This is a genomic window from Asaia sp. SF2.1 (assembly GCF_000505765.1).
Classification (GTDB): Bacteria; Pseudomonadota; Alphaproteobacteria; order Acetobacterales; family Acetobacteraceae; genus Asaia; species Asaia bogorensis.
In genome coordinates this window covers 252,586-267,108 of record NZ_AYXS01000023.1, presented here as the reverse complement: position 1 = coordinate 267,108, position 14,523 = coordinate 252,586, and the positions used below count along the sequence as shown (strand labels likewise).

Sequence of the window (14,523 nt, the reverse complement as noted above, 5' to 3'; positions counted from 1 at the left end):
GTGATCCGGGGGTGCAGCCTCGCGGTGTATCAGATCAATCGCGGGGCGCGTAATCGCCGAAATGCGGCCTTGGATCAGGCTTCGTGGGGCTTGTCGTCCGGTTTCCGGTCGCTTTCCTCGACCAGAGTCTCGATGGCAGGGCTGGGGTTGGGGCTGCTACGCGTATAGATCGGGGCAGGGGCGGCGCTATGCGCTGCCTCCATAAAGCGGTCGGCCAGCGCGCCATAAAGCGCGTGCTTGCAGATCATGCGCGAGACACCGAAAGCGAGAAAGGACGTGGCCATCAGGGCAAGCGTCACCTGCTGGTTGTCGCACATCTCCATGACAATGACCGTCGCTGTCAGCGGAGCCTGCACCACGGCAGAGAAATAGGCCACCGTACCCAGCAGCACCACGGCGCCGGCTGTCGTATGGGGCAGATATTGTGCGATCCAGCCGCCGATTCCGGCACCAACGGACAGGGAAGGGGCAAAGAGGCCGCCCGGAATACCCGAGCAATAGGACACGACGGTCGCGATGAATTTCAGCACGAAGAACGACGCCGGATAATGCTCTGAGCCGTCAATGATCGCGCGTGCCTGGGTATAGCCTGTGCCGTAGGTCGCGCCGTGCGATACCAGCCCAAGCAGTGCCAGAACCAGACCGCACAACGCCGCGAAGGCAACTGGTCGTGCCTTGATCAGCGCCCCGATGCGCCCTGGCAGGCCTTTGGAGAAGCGGATGAGCAGGGCCGAGAATGTTCCGCCCGCAATCCCCCCTACGATGCCGCAGGTCAGCACCGCAATCCAGGCTGTGCCAATAGGGACATCGACATCCGTATGCCCGAAATACGAGTAATTGCCCACGAGAGCGATGGCCGTCACACCGGAGAGCACAACACCGGTCAGCATGGTGCCCGATGTTTTCTGCTCGAAGGAGTGCGAGAGTTCCTCAATGGCAAAAACAATCCCTGCCAGAGGCGTATTGAAGGCAGCCGAGACACCGGCGGCACCGCCAGCAAGAATGGCGCCGCGACGGGCTGCCACGTTCGAGATGCCAAGCAACCGCGAAAAGCCGTGCATGATCGCGGCGCCAACCTGCACCGTAGGGCCCTCGCGGCCGATGGATGCGCCAACGAGCAGGCCAAAACAGGTAAGGATGATCTTGGCGAAGGCGATGCGCAGCGAGAGAACACGATTAACGATCGAGAAATTCTCGATATGCAGTGTGGCGATGGTCTGAGGAATGCCGCTGCCTTGCGCACCTGCAAAAAAGCGACGGGTGAGCCAGGTTGAAAGGGCCAGACCCGCGGGTACGACCACCAGCATGACATAGGGATCCCAGTGCAGCAGACGGCCTCGGGCGCGTGCGGCCCAGTCCGCCGTACCAGCGAAAGCGACAGCCACAACGCCAACCAGAACGGCGCCCAGCCAGTAGGTGAGGGTGCGTCGCCATTGCGTGGTGGTTCGGCGCGCAGAGCGGCGCAGATGCAGAATCCGGTTCTTTTGCCGCAAAGCGGTGCTGGGGCGCATAGGTTCTCGCCTGGCTGAGGGTCAGGAAGCCCCGACCGATGAGGAACGCTCCTGCCAGCACCCCAGGCAACTGGTCAAGAAACTCTTGTCACGAAAAAACGTAACGGGCGGCGCCTTTTCTGGTTCGCCCATTCATCGTTTCAGGCCAGCACCGGGATGCCGGTCTGCTTGGCCTTTTCTTCAGGCTCGACATGGATATGGATAAGGGCGCGTCCGATATGACGGCGCAAGGCGTGTTCGACCCGGTCGCAGATATCATGCGAGTCCGATACCGTCATGGTGCCAGGCACCACCAGATGAAATTCGATGAAGCTGACACTGCCTGCGGTACGTACCCGGATGTCATGGGCCTCGATCGCACCGCTGGCATGTTCAGAGATGACTGCGCGGATCATCTGGAGTGTGTCCGTGTCCGGCGCTTCGTCCATCAGACCGGCGATGGATTGCTTCATCATGTCGAATCCGACGCGCAGGACGTTCACGGCCACAAGGGCCGAAAGAATGGCATCGAGGCGCGTGTAGCCGGTGAGCGGAATGAGCGCGATGCCAATCACCAGGACGACTGTGGTCCAGACATCGGAAATGACATGGCGACCATTGGCTGTAAGGGCGGGCGAGCGGCGCATGCGGCCCTGACGCACCAGAACGAGCCCCCAGACCAGATTGACCACACCGCCAAGCGCGTTGAACACGATGCCACGCCACGGGGCAAGATCATGATTGGGCGCCCACCAGCTCTGCCACGCGACCCAGGCGATCCCTATGGCGGTGAGCACCACCAGAACAGCCTCGCTGACGGCAGAAAGATATTCGGCCTTGTCATGCCCGTATGTATGGTTCTCATCCGCCGGTCGCTGCGCCACTTTCAGTGCCCACAGAGCCCCCAGAGCGGCAGCAACATTGATGATCGTCTCAAGCGCGTCCGACAGCAGGGCAGAACTGCCACTGACGCGCCAGGCCACGTATTTCAGCCCGAGAGCAACGAGGCTGACGAGCAGCGAGAACCAGCCGAAAACGATCTTTTCGGGCTGCTTCAGCATGAAACGGCACCCTGGCAGGCAGGATTGTCGCCGCATGTCGTCCCGTGATCATGAGGGCTACAGGGGAAAGGTGATCCGGCGGCCTCGATCTGAAAGGTCGCATGGCCGATCCTGAAGCGCCTGGCGAGCATGGTGGTTGCCTCCCGCAGGATACCAGCCTGCCTCGTGGCGTCGGCATCGCTGACAAGATGAACGGTCAACGCGGTTTCAGTCGTGCTGAGCGACCAGACATGCAGGTGATGGAGGCCCTCAACGTCGGGCAGCCCCAGCAGGCCGGCTTCGACCTCATCCAGCCGGATCTGCTCGGGCACGCCATCGAGTGCCATATCGAGTGAGGCGCGCAGGAGTGACCACGTACCGATGATGATGGAGACACAGACCAGCAGGCTCACGGTGGGGTCGAGAATGGTCCAGCCCGTCATCATGATGACGAAACCCGTAATGACCACAGCAAAGGACATGAGTGCATCGGCGGCCATATGCAGGAAGGCCCCGCGCAGATTGAGATCATCCTTGCCGCCCCGCATGAAAAGCAGGGCTGTCGCGCCATTGACCAGAATCCCCCCGAACGCCACCAGCATGACCACGCGCCCGGCAACTTCTCCCGGCGCGACAAGCCGCGTGATAGCCTCCCAGATGATGCCGCCGGTTACCAGCAGCAGCAGTACCGCATTGCCAAGGGCCGAGAGAATGGTGGAGCGCTTGAGCCCATAGGTAAAGCGCGTGGTCGGCGCACGCCGGGCCAGACTATGGGCAAGCCATGCCGCCCCGAGCCCGAGCACATCGGATAGATTGTGCCCGGCATCCGAAAGGAGCGAGAGGGAATGAGCCAATAATCCCCAGATGGTCTCGGCAACGATATAGGCAATGTTCAGCGCCATCCCCAGAAGGAATGCACTGCCGTAACTTGCGGGCTCATGAACATGGTGGTGTCCCCCATGCCCATGCCCATGCCCATGTGTTTCGTGATCGTCATGACCGTGTTCATGCGTATCTGCGTCATGTCCATGCGGGTCATGATCATGGTGGTGGGCATGGTCGCAGGCGTGTTCGGCCATGAAATTGCTCTCGAAAGAAATTGCCACAGGGATTGTGCTGGTCAGGGATCATATAGGGCATCGACACGATACCCGCCAAGGCGAAGCCGGACTGTGAGCGAGAAATGACGGGCGGCGCACAATATGGGCGATTCTGTCTCAAAAGTTAACGTAATTCTAAAATCGTTACTATGAAACACTTAGTCAAATTGTAATGCATCGATTGTTTAACGACATGTATGTGCCCGGTTTCTGATAAAAGAATAGAATGGAAAGTGAATGATTCGGGTGGTTATTCCGTCCAGAAAGGGTTTGTCATCGAATCATTCAATTTCGTTATTGAATTATCGGCTTTATTGGGGTGGTATGCGTGGCACGGAGTTGGGCTACTGGCCGTTAATGAGCTTTTAACGTTATTGGGTATTTTGGTGAAGGTCTCTCAGCTTTTCCGAGTTTGCGCCTCGGGTCTTCCAGCTTCCGAAAGGACAGTCCCGGCCGTGCGCGGCAAGTTCCGGTCGTCCGTCGGGCAGATGCGCCAAGGGGCTGCGGCGTCACAGTTTCCATGTCCGGCTTCAGCCGGATCTCTTCACTCCCGGAAGGGCGATGCGTCCTCTCTGGCGGAAATAAAACACAGGATCCGGAGCGGAACTGCCGCTCATCCCCCTATCACTACTGTACCGCTTTCAGCGGAACAGCGTGACCGAGACGTTATCGCGTCCCATAAAAGCAAGGAAAACATGATGCGATCGCTACGCCCTTCCGTTGCAGCCCTCATTATCGGAACGGTTCTGACCGGAATGCCAGCCCGTGCAGCTGAACCGCTGGTCTATGCGCCGATGGAGCCCGGCCGCATGTCGGATGTGATTCGTACGCTTGCCTCAGATCCGTTCGAGGGACGTGCACCTGGCACGATGGGGGCGATCCGAACGGTCAATTATATCGTCTCCCAGTTTCAGGCGATTGGTCTGGAGCCAGCGGGGGATAACGGGAGCTGGACCCAGGAAGTCCCGATGATCCACACGCGGATCGCGCCCGACTCCCTGGTTCATTTTAAGACTGGTGGGGCGGAAGGGCTCGATTTCCATCAATCGGAACAGATTTATCTCACCACCGGGACACCGTCGTCCCAGATACGCATTACGGACGCACCGCTCGTGTTTGTCGGGTATGGCGTCACTACACCGGCCCGCGACTGGGATGATTTCAAGAATGTCGATCTCAAGGGCAAGATTGCGGTCATCCTGATCAACGATCCTGACTTCAAGGCTATGGCGGATGAGCCCGTGCATGGTCGTTTCGGCGGTCGGACCATGACCTATTACGGTCGCTGGACCTACAAATACGAGGAAGCGGCCCGCAGAGGCGCCGTTGGCGCGCTGATCATCCATGATACAGAGGCCGCTTCCTATCCGTGGAGCACCGTCATTGCGGCGGGCGGAGAGGCCTTCGATCTCGAGCGCAAGGGCAAGGCGGAATCGCTGGTCGTTAAAGGCTGGCTGGAGGGGCAGGCCGCCCGTGACCTGTTTGCTCGTGCGGGTCTCGATCTGGACAAGCTGAGCGTGCAGGCACGTCGCACCGATTTCACGCCTGTCACCCTGCCGGGTGTCACCATGACCACGACGCTGGATGTCACCACGTCGCATCTGCAAAGCCGGAATGTTCTAGCCAAGCTTCCGGGCAGCACGCATCCTGACGAGACGATCGTTTACGGTGCGCATTGGGATGCGTTCGGCAAAAGCCGCGGCCCCAATGGCGAGGCCTTGATACGGCGCGGTGCCATCGACGACGCTTCGGGCATTGCGGCGGTCATGGAAATTGCCCGTGCCTTCAAATCCGGCCCTCAGCCGGAGCGGACGATTCTCTTCAGCGCCTGGACGGCTGAGGAGCGTGGGCTTCTGGGGTCGACCTGGTATGTCGAGCATCCCCTCATCTCTCTGCCCAAGACGGTTGCGAATTTCACCATCGACGTGCTGCAAATGGGTGGGCTGTCGCGCAATGCCTTCCTCGTAGGGGCCGGGCAGGACAGTCTGCAGGATGACTTCGCGACGATCGCTTCCGCGCAGGGGCGTGTGACCGTTAACGAAGCCCTGCCTGAACGCGGGGCCTTCTATCGCGCCGATCATCTGCCTTTTGCCCGTGCCGGTGTGCCGGTGCTGCCGATCATGGATCTGGCCGGATACCCGGACCTCGTAAACGGCGGTGTTCCAGCGGGTCGCAAATGGCTTGAGGGCTATATGGCCTGCTATCATCAGCCCTGCGATGCCTGGAGCGCCAGCTGGGATCTGCGCGGTGCGGCTGAGGACGCCGCCGCGCTTTACGAGGTGGGCAGAAGTCTGGCCTTTTCGCGTATGTGGCCAAGCTGGAAGCAGGGTTCGGAATTCAAGGCGATCCGTGAGCGCACGGAGTCGCAGCGCCCCGCGCTCTGACGAGTATGGAGGCCGGGAACGGCCGCAGCCCTGCCTGCCATAGGGCTATCAGCAATGCAGTGGGTACGTATCCCGATGACGCTGGCACAAGGCGACATTGTGCAGAGCAGACCTCGTCCTGCCAGTATAGCCCGTCAGATCGGGGCAGATCGCGCTATTCTTCTTGACAAGACACGCCCAGTTCGTGACTTGCAGCCCACATGATCCGGCTAACAGAACTCAGGCTCCCTCTCGACCATTCAGACGATGCCCTGCGCGAGGCCATTCTTCAGCGTCTCTGTGTGCCATCCGAGGCATTGACCGCATTCACTATTGCCCGGCGTGGCTATGACGCCCGCAAGCGCGGGCGCATCATGCTCATATACAGCATCGATTGCGCCGTCGAGGATGAAGACGCCGTTCTCGCCGCCCATGAAAACACGGTCTCGGTGATGCCGACACCAGAGATAAGCTACAAGGCGCTTTCGGCGGAACCGGGCCCTCTTCGTCCCGTGGTAATCGGCGCCGGGCCCTGCGGTGTGATGGCAGCGCTGGTTCTGGCGCAGGCCGGTCTCAAGCCCATCGTTATCGAGCGCGGAAAGATCGTGCGTGAGCGCACGGTGGATACGTTTGCCCTTTGGCGTCGCTCTGAACTGACTCCTGAAAGCAATGTGCAGTTCGGCGAAGGTGGAGCAGGGACTTTTTCGGATGGCAAGCTGTACAGCGGTGTGAGCGATCCTCGCCATCTGGGCCGCAAGGTCATGGAAGAGTTCGTCAAGGCAGGCGCACCGGAGGAAATCCTTTACGTTTCCAAACCTCATATCGGGACATTCAGGCTGGTCTCAATGGTGGAGCATATCCGTGCCGAGATCGAGCGTCTGGGGGGAGAGTATCGCTTTGGCGTGCGCGTGGATGGTCTGCGTACCGGGGGCGAACCACGACGCCTGACGGGGCTCGTTCTTTCCGATGGCAGCACGCTCGATACCGACCGCGCCATTCTGGCGGTGGGTCACAGCGCGCGTGATACGTTCGAGATGCTGCGGGATGCGGGCGTGGCCATGGTGCCCAAGCCATTCTCCATCGGGGTGCGTATCGAGCATCCGCAATCGCTGATCGATTGCGCACGCTTTGGCGACCAGGGTGGCCACCCGCTTCTGGGGGCTGCCGACTACAAGCTTGTGCATCATGCAAAAAACGGGCGGGCAGTTTATTCCTTCTGCATGTGCCCCGGTGGCACGGTTGTCGCCGCTACTTCCGAACCAGGGCAGGTCGTGACAAATGGCATGAGCCAGTATTCGCGCGCCGAGCGTAACGCCAATGCCGGAATTGTGGTGGATGTCTCGCCCGAGCGTGACTATCCGGGGGATGTGCTGGGCGGCGTTGCGTTCCAGCGCCACTGGGAGCGGGCTGCCTTTGTTGCGGGTGGCAGGGATTATCGCGCGCCCGCCCAGCGCGTTGAGGATTTTCTGGCCAACCGCCCCTCGACCCATCTGGGGGAGGTCGTGCCCTCCTACAAACCGGGTGTAACACCAACGGATCTGTCGCTTTGCCTGCCAGATTTCGCGGTCGAGGCCATTCGCGAGGCGCTGCCGGCTTTCGAGCGCAAGCTCAAGGGGTTCTCGATGGGCGATGCCGTGCTGACCGGCGTGGAAACACGTACCTCGTCGCCCATCCGGATGCCGCGTGACGAAACGGGGCAGAGCCCCGGGCTGGTCGGCCTTTTCCCGGCTGGTGAGGGCGCAGGCTATGCCGGGGGTATTCTTTCGGCGGGTATCGATGGCATACGCGCCGCCGAATGGGTGATCGGGGATCATCAGGGCGCTAAGGCCAGTGCCGAGGGCTGAGTCTCGGCGGCGGCATATTCGCTCATACGAAGGGGTAGCATCTGCTCTGCATGGAGCGGGGTAATTTCACTGCGCCTGCGGTCCGGCCCACGAGTTGCATGGCAGCGCGATAATAAATAGGCAGAACCGCGTCGTTTGGCCGTCGTTGCAGGCTCATCATCTTTCGAGAAGTTGAGCCATCATGACCCTTATCGATCCCCGCACGCGTTATCCCCGCCCTCCTTTCGAGGTGCAACCGCAGGAATTTCCGGGTGTCTCCGCAAGGATGAAGCCCGAGCCCGATTACGGTGATGATAGTTATCAGGGCAGTAATCGCCTGAGCGGTCTTGTCGCCCTGATTACAGGGGGTGATTCCGGCATCGGGCGCGCCGTGGCAGTCGCCTATGCAAAGGAAGGGGCGGACATTGCCCTGTCTTATCTCGAAGCCGAACAGCAGGACGCGCAGGATATTGCGCAATCGGTGGAGAAGGCCGGTCGTCGTTGCCTGCTCCTGCCCGGCGATATCCGCGAAAAATCCCATTGCGAGCATCTGGTGAGCCAAACGGTTGAGGCCTTCGGCGGGCTCGATATTCTGGTCAATAACGCCGCTTTCCAGCATCCAAGAGAGAATTTTCTTGATATTGAGGATGAGGAATGGCGCCGCCATTTCGACACCAATATCCACGCGATGTTCTACATCACCAAGGCTGCCCTGCCGCATCTGAAGCCGGGGGCCTCGATCATCAATACCTCATCGGTGAACACACGCACGCCGATGCCCATTCTCATTCCCTATTCTATGACCAAGGCGGCAATTGCCAATTTCACCGTTGGGCTTGCCGGAAGCCTGGTCGAGAAGGGTATACGCGTAAACGCAGTACTCCCCGGCCCGATCTGGACACCGTTCATTGCAACCGGGATGCCGCCCGAACAGCATAAGGATTTCGGCTCGCAGGCCCCCATGGGGCGTCCTGGCCAGCCGGCCGAATTGGCCGGTGCCTATGTCTATCTGGCAGACCCGAATAACAGCTACACGACAGGAGCCCTGCTGCCGGTGCATGGCGGCATGCCGCAACTCTGAGGTCGGGCATAAGTCCACCGAGGAACTGACACCCGATGTGGTATGATCGCTGCATCGGGTGTTTTTGCAGGTAATCAGGATCGGTTTGGCAGCTTGGACGAGCGGCCCGCGCTTGCAGAGGCGACCTATCTGGCTGAATATGGAACTCTTCCCAAATAATGAGTTAATCGAGAACGGTCAGTTCAAACATAGTCATTCATAAGTATAAGAAATAATAATTTGACGCACTTGATACGATAACTCATATAAATTGTTTGTTATTATTAATGACTGTTAAAATGCAATCAATGCAAATCCGTTGATGTATGTATGGGGTATAATCTCTACTTCATATTTTATCTCTGCGTAATAATATTATATACTTTATGTCTGTATTTGTGTAAGTCTTGACGTATTCTCCAATTTCCCGGTGTGATTGCGTGCGTCATGGTTGTCGCAGGCGGCACGGATGCTGAAGGAATGCGAGAGTGGCCACCAACATCACGGGAACCTGGTCTGCAGTTTTGAACGACAAAGGTGAGACGGTCTATCAAAGCGGCACGACGATCCAGGAAGGCCCGGTACAGCTTGTCGGGGGGGCAACACTCTATGTGACAAGTGGTGCAACCGCTGCCGGTGTGTCCAATTCTGGCAATATCCCCAACATCATTGTGTCCTCCGGCGGCACATTGCTCAGCTCAACCATCACCAACGGTTATGTCTCCGCGCTTCAGGGGGCTACGACCAGCGGTAACGTTTTCAATTCCGACCCGGCCTATTACTTCAGTGGCGCCCAGTCGATTGGCGACTCATATTACGCTGGTGGCGGTTATGGTGCCGATACCGCCTATTTCAGTGCAGGTTCGATTGTAACCAACGCCACGACATCTGCTGGTGGCCCGATGATTTTCTACTCAGGTGCTACGGTCAATGGAGTCACCGTGTCGTCCGGCGGGGTTGTCACGTTCAGTGCGGGTTCGGTTGTCTCAGGGCTGAATATTCAGCCGGGTGGCTCGGCCTTCATCAGTACGATTGTTGGTACGCCAGTGAACTCAGCGCCTGTCATGCCCACAAGCGGGGTGACAACGGTGACAGGTGTCTGGTCGGCGGTGCTGAGTGGCGGCAAGACCATCTACAAAAACGCTGCCGGTACGGCTGTCGAGGCTCCCCTCCGTTTGAGTGGTGGCACGCTTTATATTGCCAGTGGTGCGACCCTGTCCGGGCTGCTCGTTCTGGGGGGGACGCCTGTCGTCTCGGTGTTCAACGGAGGAACCCTGCTCAATTTCCAGATCAATAACGGGTATGTCTATGTCGATGGGGGCGGGATCACGAGTGGCAACCTGCTGAATTCGAACCCGGTGCGCTACAGTGCGGGCGCAAGTTCGGTCAATAATATCTTTCTCAATAGCGGCTACACGGCTGATACGGTTTACGCCCTCAATGGAGCGACTCTCATCAACCCGACGATTTCGGCAGGGGCACTTGTTGTTATCAGCAGTGGCGCGACGATCATTGATCCGGTGGTAACGTCCGGCGGCCAGCTCTCGATTTACGGCGGTACCGCCACAACCTGCTTTCTTGCGGGTGCCATGATCGAGACGCCGCAAGGCCCCTGCACCGTCGAGGCCCTGAGGGCAGGACAGGAAGTCGTGGTCTATCGGGATGATGTGCGTTGTGTCGAGACAGTTTCACGCGTCTGTAAAGCGGGCGCCATCGTCGAGAACCTGCATGATGACGATATGGCCGGTTTCCCGCTCCGGATCAGCGCTCATAGTCTCGGGCAGAACATACCCGACCGGGATCTGCTGGTAACGGCAGAGCATTGCCTTTATTTCGATGGCGGATTCATACCGGCCCGGATGCTCGTCAACGGGCAGTCCATTCGCTGTGCGCGCGAATACGAAAGCTATGATTATTACCATGTCGAACTGTCCCGACATGGCATCATCTGCGCCAATAACGTTCTTACCGAGAGCTATCTTGATACCGTCACGCCGCTGCATGATCGCGAAGGCAAGGGTCTGACACGCTATCGCAGCTGGGCGTCTCACGGGGCAGCGCCCTTGCGCGTGGATCGGACTTTTGTCGAGCCGATATACAACGCTCTTCTGGCGCGGTGCAGCAGTGAACGGACAGCGAAAGACGCTCTCGATCATGATCACGGGTTGTATCTTGTGACTGACGGCGGGCGACGTATCGAGCAGCGGCGACGTGCTGGCGATCAGGTGTTGTTCGCTCTCCCGCCGGGGGTAGAGCGCGTCAGGCTTGTGTCACGCCTTGCGCGACCATTCGATACGCTGGGGCCCTTCGTCGATGACCGTCGCGAACTCGGTGTGCTGGTCGGTGATATCACGCTCTATCGCCCGGATGGTACGCATGACATCCGGACCCATCTGGAACAGGACGCCTTCCCGGGATGGGACGGGGCACAGGGCGGGGATTGTCGCTGGACGCTGGGTCACGCCACCTTGCCGCTCGACCTGCCCGTGCAGGACGATCCTGCACTGCTGAGCGTACGCATTGTCGCCGCCGGACCGTATTGCGACAGGCAGGTCATTCGTAAGCACGAGCTGTCTGACTGGCGGCCCTAGCCCATCATATGGCGCTGGTTGCCGAGCACCCATAACGTTCCACCCACCATCAGAATGACGATCAGCAGCGAAAACAGGATCAGCTGCAGGTCGTCACGATGGGAGCGCGACAGGTCGATGTGCAGGAAGAACCGGAAATGCACCACGACCTGAGTGAGCCCCAGCAGGGCGATGATCCATATCAGGCTCGGGCGCGGTAACAGTCCCAGCATGACCCCCGCAAAAGGTATGGCGGACAGGAGTAGTGCAAGGGCCAGGCCGATGATGTAGCCGTGCAGTTCCTGACGGCGCTCCTGCGCATGACGATCGCTCATGACAGGGCTCCCAGCAGATAGACGATCGAGAAGATCCCGATCCAGACAATATCGAGAAAATGCCAGAACAGGGCCAGGCGCATGAAGCGTGTCTGCACCAGCGGATCGAGGCCGAATTTCGCGACCTGCGCAAACATGATCAGCATCCAGATGCAGCCACTCGTGACATGCAGGCCATGTGTGCCGATCAGCGCCCAGCTTGCCGAGAGCCATCCGGATCGCGACGGGACACCGCCTTTTTGCGCCATGCTGATGAAGTCATGCAATTCCAGCGACAGGAACACGATGCCCAGCGCCAGGGTGACTGCAAACCAGAATAATGTCTTGCCCGTCGAGCGGTCATAACGCATGGCCAGCGTGGCAAGACCGCAGGTGAAGCTGCTCAGAAGGAGAGCCACGGTCTCCCACGCTGCGGAGGAGAGATCGAACAACTCATGCGGGCCGGGCCCACCGGCGAGAGAATGCCCCATTGTAGCATAGGTGGCGAAGAGCATCGAAAAGATGATGAGGTCGCTCATCAGAAAGACCCAGAACCCGAACAGGGCTTCCTCGGCCTGGGAGCGCACAGCTTCCTGGTGTGATTCCGGTGCTGAATGGCTCAGACGGATACCGATATGGCTCGGCCCTTTGCCGTGAACATCCGCCGCCATCAGACAGGCTCCCTGACCAGACCGCGATTGGCGGTCGCAAACATGGCATCATTGGAAATGGCCGGGCTTTCGCGCAGGGTCAGCAGCCAGCGTTCCTCGGTCGCCCGTATCTCCGCAGCCGGGATCACGTAGGACGTATTGCGGTTGAAGCTGCGTACGATAATCGCCCCGAAAAACACCGCTGCGCCAAGAAGGACCGCCCACCAGATGTGCCAGACAAGCGCAAAGCCGAACACGCCACTGGCCACGCAGCAGACAAACCCGACCGGCGTGCTCGAAGGCAGTTCGATATCGTAATAATGCTCGGGTGCGCGCCACGCCGTATGCTGCTTCTTCGCCTGATGAAAGGCATCGACACTGTCGATCTGAGGAATAAGCGCAAAGTTGTATTCAGGTGGCGGTGCTGCCACCGACCATTCCAGGGTGCGACCATTCCAAGGATCGCCGGCCGGCACGGCGAGGCGCTGGCGATCACGGATGCTGGTCCAGAGCTGAATGACCATGCTGGCCAGCGCACACAGGACGAGCAATGCGCCGCAAAGCGCGACCCAGAGATAAGGACGGTAAACTGCCTCGAAAAACTCCTGGCTCCGTCGCGGCATGCCAAGCGCACCCACAATATAGAGCGGCATGAAAGCCAGAATGAAGCCGCCGACCCAACAGCCGAAAATCACCCGGCCCCAGCCTTCATGCAGCCGGAACCCGAATGCCTTGGGGAACCAGTAGTGATAGGCACTCAGCATGCCGAAAAGCAGGCCGGGAATGAGCATGTTATGAAAATGCGCGACGAGAAACAGGGTGTTGTGCACCTGATAATCGAAGCCCGGATTGGCGAGCATGACACCGGTTGCGCCACCGACCACAAAGAGCACCATGAAGGCGCAGGCATAGAGCATCGGGACACTGGTCCGTATGCGCCCACGCACCATGGTCAGCAGCCAGTCATACACCTTCACCCCGGTCGGAATGGCAATCAGCATGGTGGCAATGCCGAATACCGCATTGACGTTTCCATCTTGCCCCATGGTGAAGAAATGGTGCAGCCACACCGTGAAGGACAGAACGGCAATGGAGATCGTGGCCCAGACCAGCGAGGTGTAACCGTACAGGCGCTTGTTGGAGAACGTCGCGATGGTTTCGGAATAGACGCCAAAGGCGGGCAGAATGAGGATATAGACCTCGGGGTGACCGAACAGCCAGAACATGTTGATGTAGTTCATCATATTGCCGCCAAGCTCGTTCGTAAAAAAATGCATGCCCAAATAGCGGTCCATCGCCAGCATGAGTGTCGCGACCGTAAGCGGCGGCATGGCAAAGATCATCAGGATCGAGATGCACAGCGCCGTCCAGGCAAAAAGCGGCATACGAAACAGGGTCATGCCCGGCGCACGCTTCTTGTATATCGTGACGGCAAAATTGATGCCGGTCATCGTATTGCCAATGGAGCTGAGCGTGAGCGCCCATATCCAGTAATCGACCCCCACGCCGGGGCTGAATGACAGCTCCGTATAAGGGGGATAACCGGTCCAGCCTCCTGTCGAGAACTTGCCCACGCAGAGCGAAACCATCATCAGCACCGCACCCGCGCTGGTCAGGCCCAGACTGATGGAGTTCATAGCGGGGAAGGAGACATCCCGCGCGCCGATCTGGAGCGGCATGGCGAAGTTGTACACGCCAATCAGGAACGGCATGGCCATGAAGAAAATCATGATCGTGCCATGCGTGGTGAACAGCTGGGCGAAATGTTCCGGCGGAATGAAGCCGGGGTTGTTGTAGGCCACGGCCTGCTGCGATCGCATGACAGCGGCCTCGACCACTGCACGGGCCAGCATGACGAATGAGACCACCACATACATGATGCCGATGCGCTTGTGGTCCACGCTTGTCAGCCATTCGGTCCAGAGCGCCTTCCAGCCTTTCAGCCAGGTGACAAAGACCAGCACGGCCAAAGCCCCCAGCAACACCACCGACGCGGCAACCGTTGCGATTGCGCTATAAAATGGCAGGGCGTCATAGCCGAGCTCACCAAAAAGGAAATGGCGCAAAAGCGGGTCTCCGGTCATGGGGGCGTTGCGTGAACAACGGCAGGGTC

At 59.1% G+C, this 14,523-nt stretch carries 11 protein-coding genes; 4 read left to right on the top strand and 7 right to left on the bottom strand.

The features are described 5' to 3' along the window. Window positions 1-74: 74 nt before the first annotated feature. From P792_RS30600 to P792_RS39685, 4 genes are all read right to left on the bottom strand, one after another. Entirely contained in the window at window positions 75-1,511 is a 1,437-nt protein-coding gene (locus P792_RS30600) for a chloride channel protein (RefSeq protein ID WP_035439999.1), read from the bottom strand. Window positions 1,512-1,651: 140 nt separating this feature from the next. Continuing rightward, complete coding sequence (locus tag P792_RS30595; RefSeq protein ID WP_023979167.1) at window positions 1,652-2,551, bottom strand: cation diffusion facilitator family transporter; 900 nt, start codon at window positions 2,549-2,551, stop codon at window positions 1,652-1,654. Then, entirely contained in the window at window positions 2,545-3,432 is an 888-nt protein-coding gene (locus P792_RS30590; protein WP_369794244.1) for a cation diffusion facilitator family transporter, read from the bottom strand. The genes P792_RS30595 and P792_RS30590 overlap by 7 nt, the downstream gene beginning before the upstream one ends. After that, entirely contained in the window at window positions 3,423-3,587 is a 165-nt protein-coding gene (locus P792_RS39685) for a hypothetical protein (RefSeq protein WP_369794243.1), read from the bottom strand. Before P792_RS39685 ends, P792_RS30590 begins: the two co-directional genes overlap by 10 nt. A 738-nt stretch (window positions 3,588-4,325) precedes the next feature. Here P792_RS39685 and P792_RS30585 point away from each other — a divergent pair. The 4 genes from P792_RS30585 (at window position 4,326) to P792_RS30570 (ending at window position 11,467) form a co-directional block, all read left to right on the top strand. Further along, on the top strand, window positions 4,326-6,014 hold the full coding sequence (locus tag P792_RS30585; protein WP_023979165.1) for a M28 family metallopeptidase: 1,689 nt from the start codon (window positions 4,326-4,328) through the stop codon (window positions 6,012-6,014). A gap of 200 nt (window positions 6,015-6,214) precedes the next feature. Further along, a complete protein-coding gene (locus P792_RS30580) occupies window positions 6,215-7,837 on the top strand; it encodes an NAD(P)/FAD-dependent oxidoreductase (protein ID WP_023979164.1) in 1,623 nt (540 codons plus the stop codon). Between the two features lie 181 nt (window positions 7,838-8,018). Further along, window positions 8,019-8,897 (top strand): SDR family oxidoreductase, encoded by an 879-nt coding sequence (locus P792_RS30575; protein ID WP_023979163.1) that lies wholly within the window; start codon window positions 8,019-8,021, stop codon window positions 8,895-8,897. A 467-nt stretch (window positions 8,898-9,364) separates the two neighbouring features. Continuing rightward, a complete protein-coding gene (locus P792_RS30570; protein WP_023979161.1) occupies window positions 9,365-11,467 on the top strand; it encodes a Hint domain-containing protein in 2,103 nt (700 codons plus the stop codon). Here the strand turns inward: P792_RS30570 and cyoD are convergent. Genes cyoD through P792_RS30555 form a run of 3 tightly spaced genes read right to left on the bottom strand, consistent with a single transcriptional unit; the run spans window position 11,464 to window position 14,494 of the window. Beyond that, window positions 11,464-11,781: a cytochrome o ubiquinol oxidase subunit IV gene (cyoD, locus tag P792_RS30565; protein WP_023979160.1), complete on the bottom strand. Its 318-nt coding sequence runs from the start codon at window positions 11,779-11,781 to the stop codon at window positions 11,464-11,466. The two genes, P792_RS30570 and cyoD, sit on opposite strands and share 4 nt — an antisense overlap. After that, window positions 11,778-12,431, bottom strand: a complete 654-nt coding sequence (locus P792_RS30560) for a cytochrome (ubi)quinol oxidase subunit III (RefSeq protein ID WP_023979159.1) — start codon at window positions 12,429-12,431, stop codon at window positions 11,778-11,780. The genes cyoD and P792_RS30560 overlap by 4 nt, the downstream gene beginning before the upstream one ends. Continuing rightward, window positions 12,431-14,494, bottom strand: coding sequence for a cbb3-type cytochrome c oxidase subunit I (locus P792_RS30555; protein ID WP_023979158.1), 2,064 nt, complete (start codon window positions 14,492-14,494; stop codon window positions 12,431-12,433). The genes P792_RS30560 and P792_RS30555 overlap by 1 nt, the downstream gene beginning before the upstream one ends. Window positions 14,495-14,523 lie beyond the last annotated feature (29 nt).

What these genes read in the sequence shown, in the direction of transcription:
- P792_RS30600 (WP_035439999.1), bottom strand. Translation starts at nt 1,511, where the DNA reads ATGCGCCCCAGCACCGCTTTGCGGCAAAAGAACCGGATTCTGCATCTG.
- P792_RS30595 (WP_023979167.1), bottom strand. Translation starts at nt 2,551, where the DNA reads ATGCTGAAGCAGCCCGAAAAGATCGTTTTCGGCTGGTTCTCGCTGCTC.
- P792_RS30590 (WP_369794244.1), bottom strand. Translation starts at nt 3,432, where the DNA reads ATGGCGCTGAACATTGCCTATATCGTTGCCGAGACCATCTGGGGATTA.
- P792_RS39685 (WP_369794243.1), bottom strand. Translation starts at nt 3,587, where the DNA reads ATGCCCACCACCATGATCATGACCCGCATGGACATGACGCAGATACGC.
- P792_RS30585 (WP_023979165.1), top strand. Translation starts at nt 4,326, where the DNA reads ATGATGCGATCGCTACGCCCTTCCGTTGCAGCCCTCATTATCGGAACG.
- P792_RS30580 (WP_023979164.1), top strand. Translation starts at nt 6,215, where the DNA reads ATGATCCGGCTAACAGAACTCAGGCTCCCTCTCGACCATTCAGACGAT.
- P792_RS30575 (WP_023979163.1), top strand. Translation starts at nt 8,019, where the DNA reads ATGACCCTTATCGATCCCCGCACGCGTTATCCCCGCCCTCCTTTCGAG.
- cyoD (WP_023979160.1), bottom strand. Translation starts at nt 11,781, where the DNA reads ATGAGCGATCGTCATGCGCAGGAGCGCCGTCAGGAACTGCACGGCTAC.
- P792_RS30560 (WP_023979159.1), bottom strand. Translation starts at nt 12,431, where the DNA reads ATGGCGGCGGATGTTCACGGCAAAGGGCCGAGCCATATCGGTATCCGT.
- P792_RS30555 (WP_023979158.1), bottom strand. Translation starts at nt 14,494, where the DNA reads ATGACCGGAGACCCGCTTTTGCGCCATTTCCTTTTTGGTGAGCTCGGC.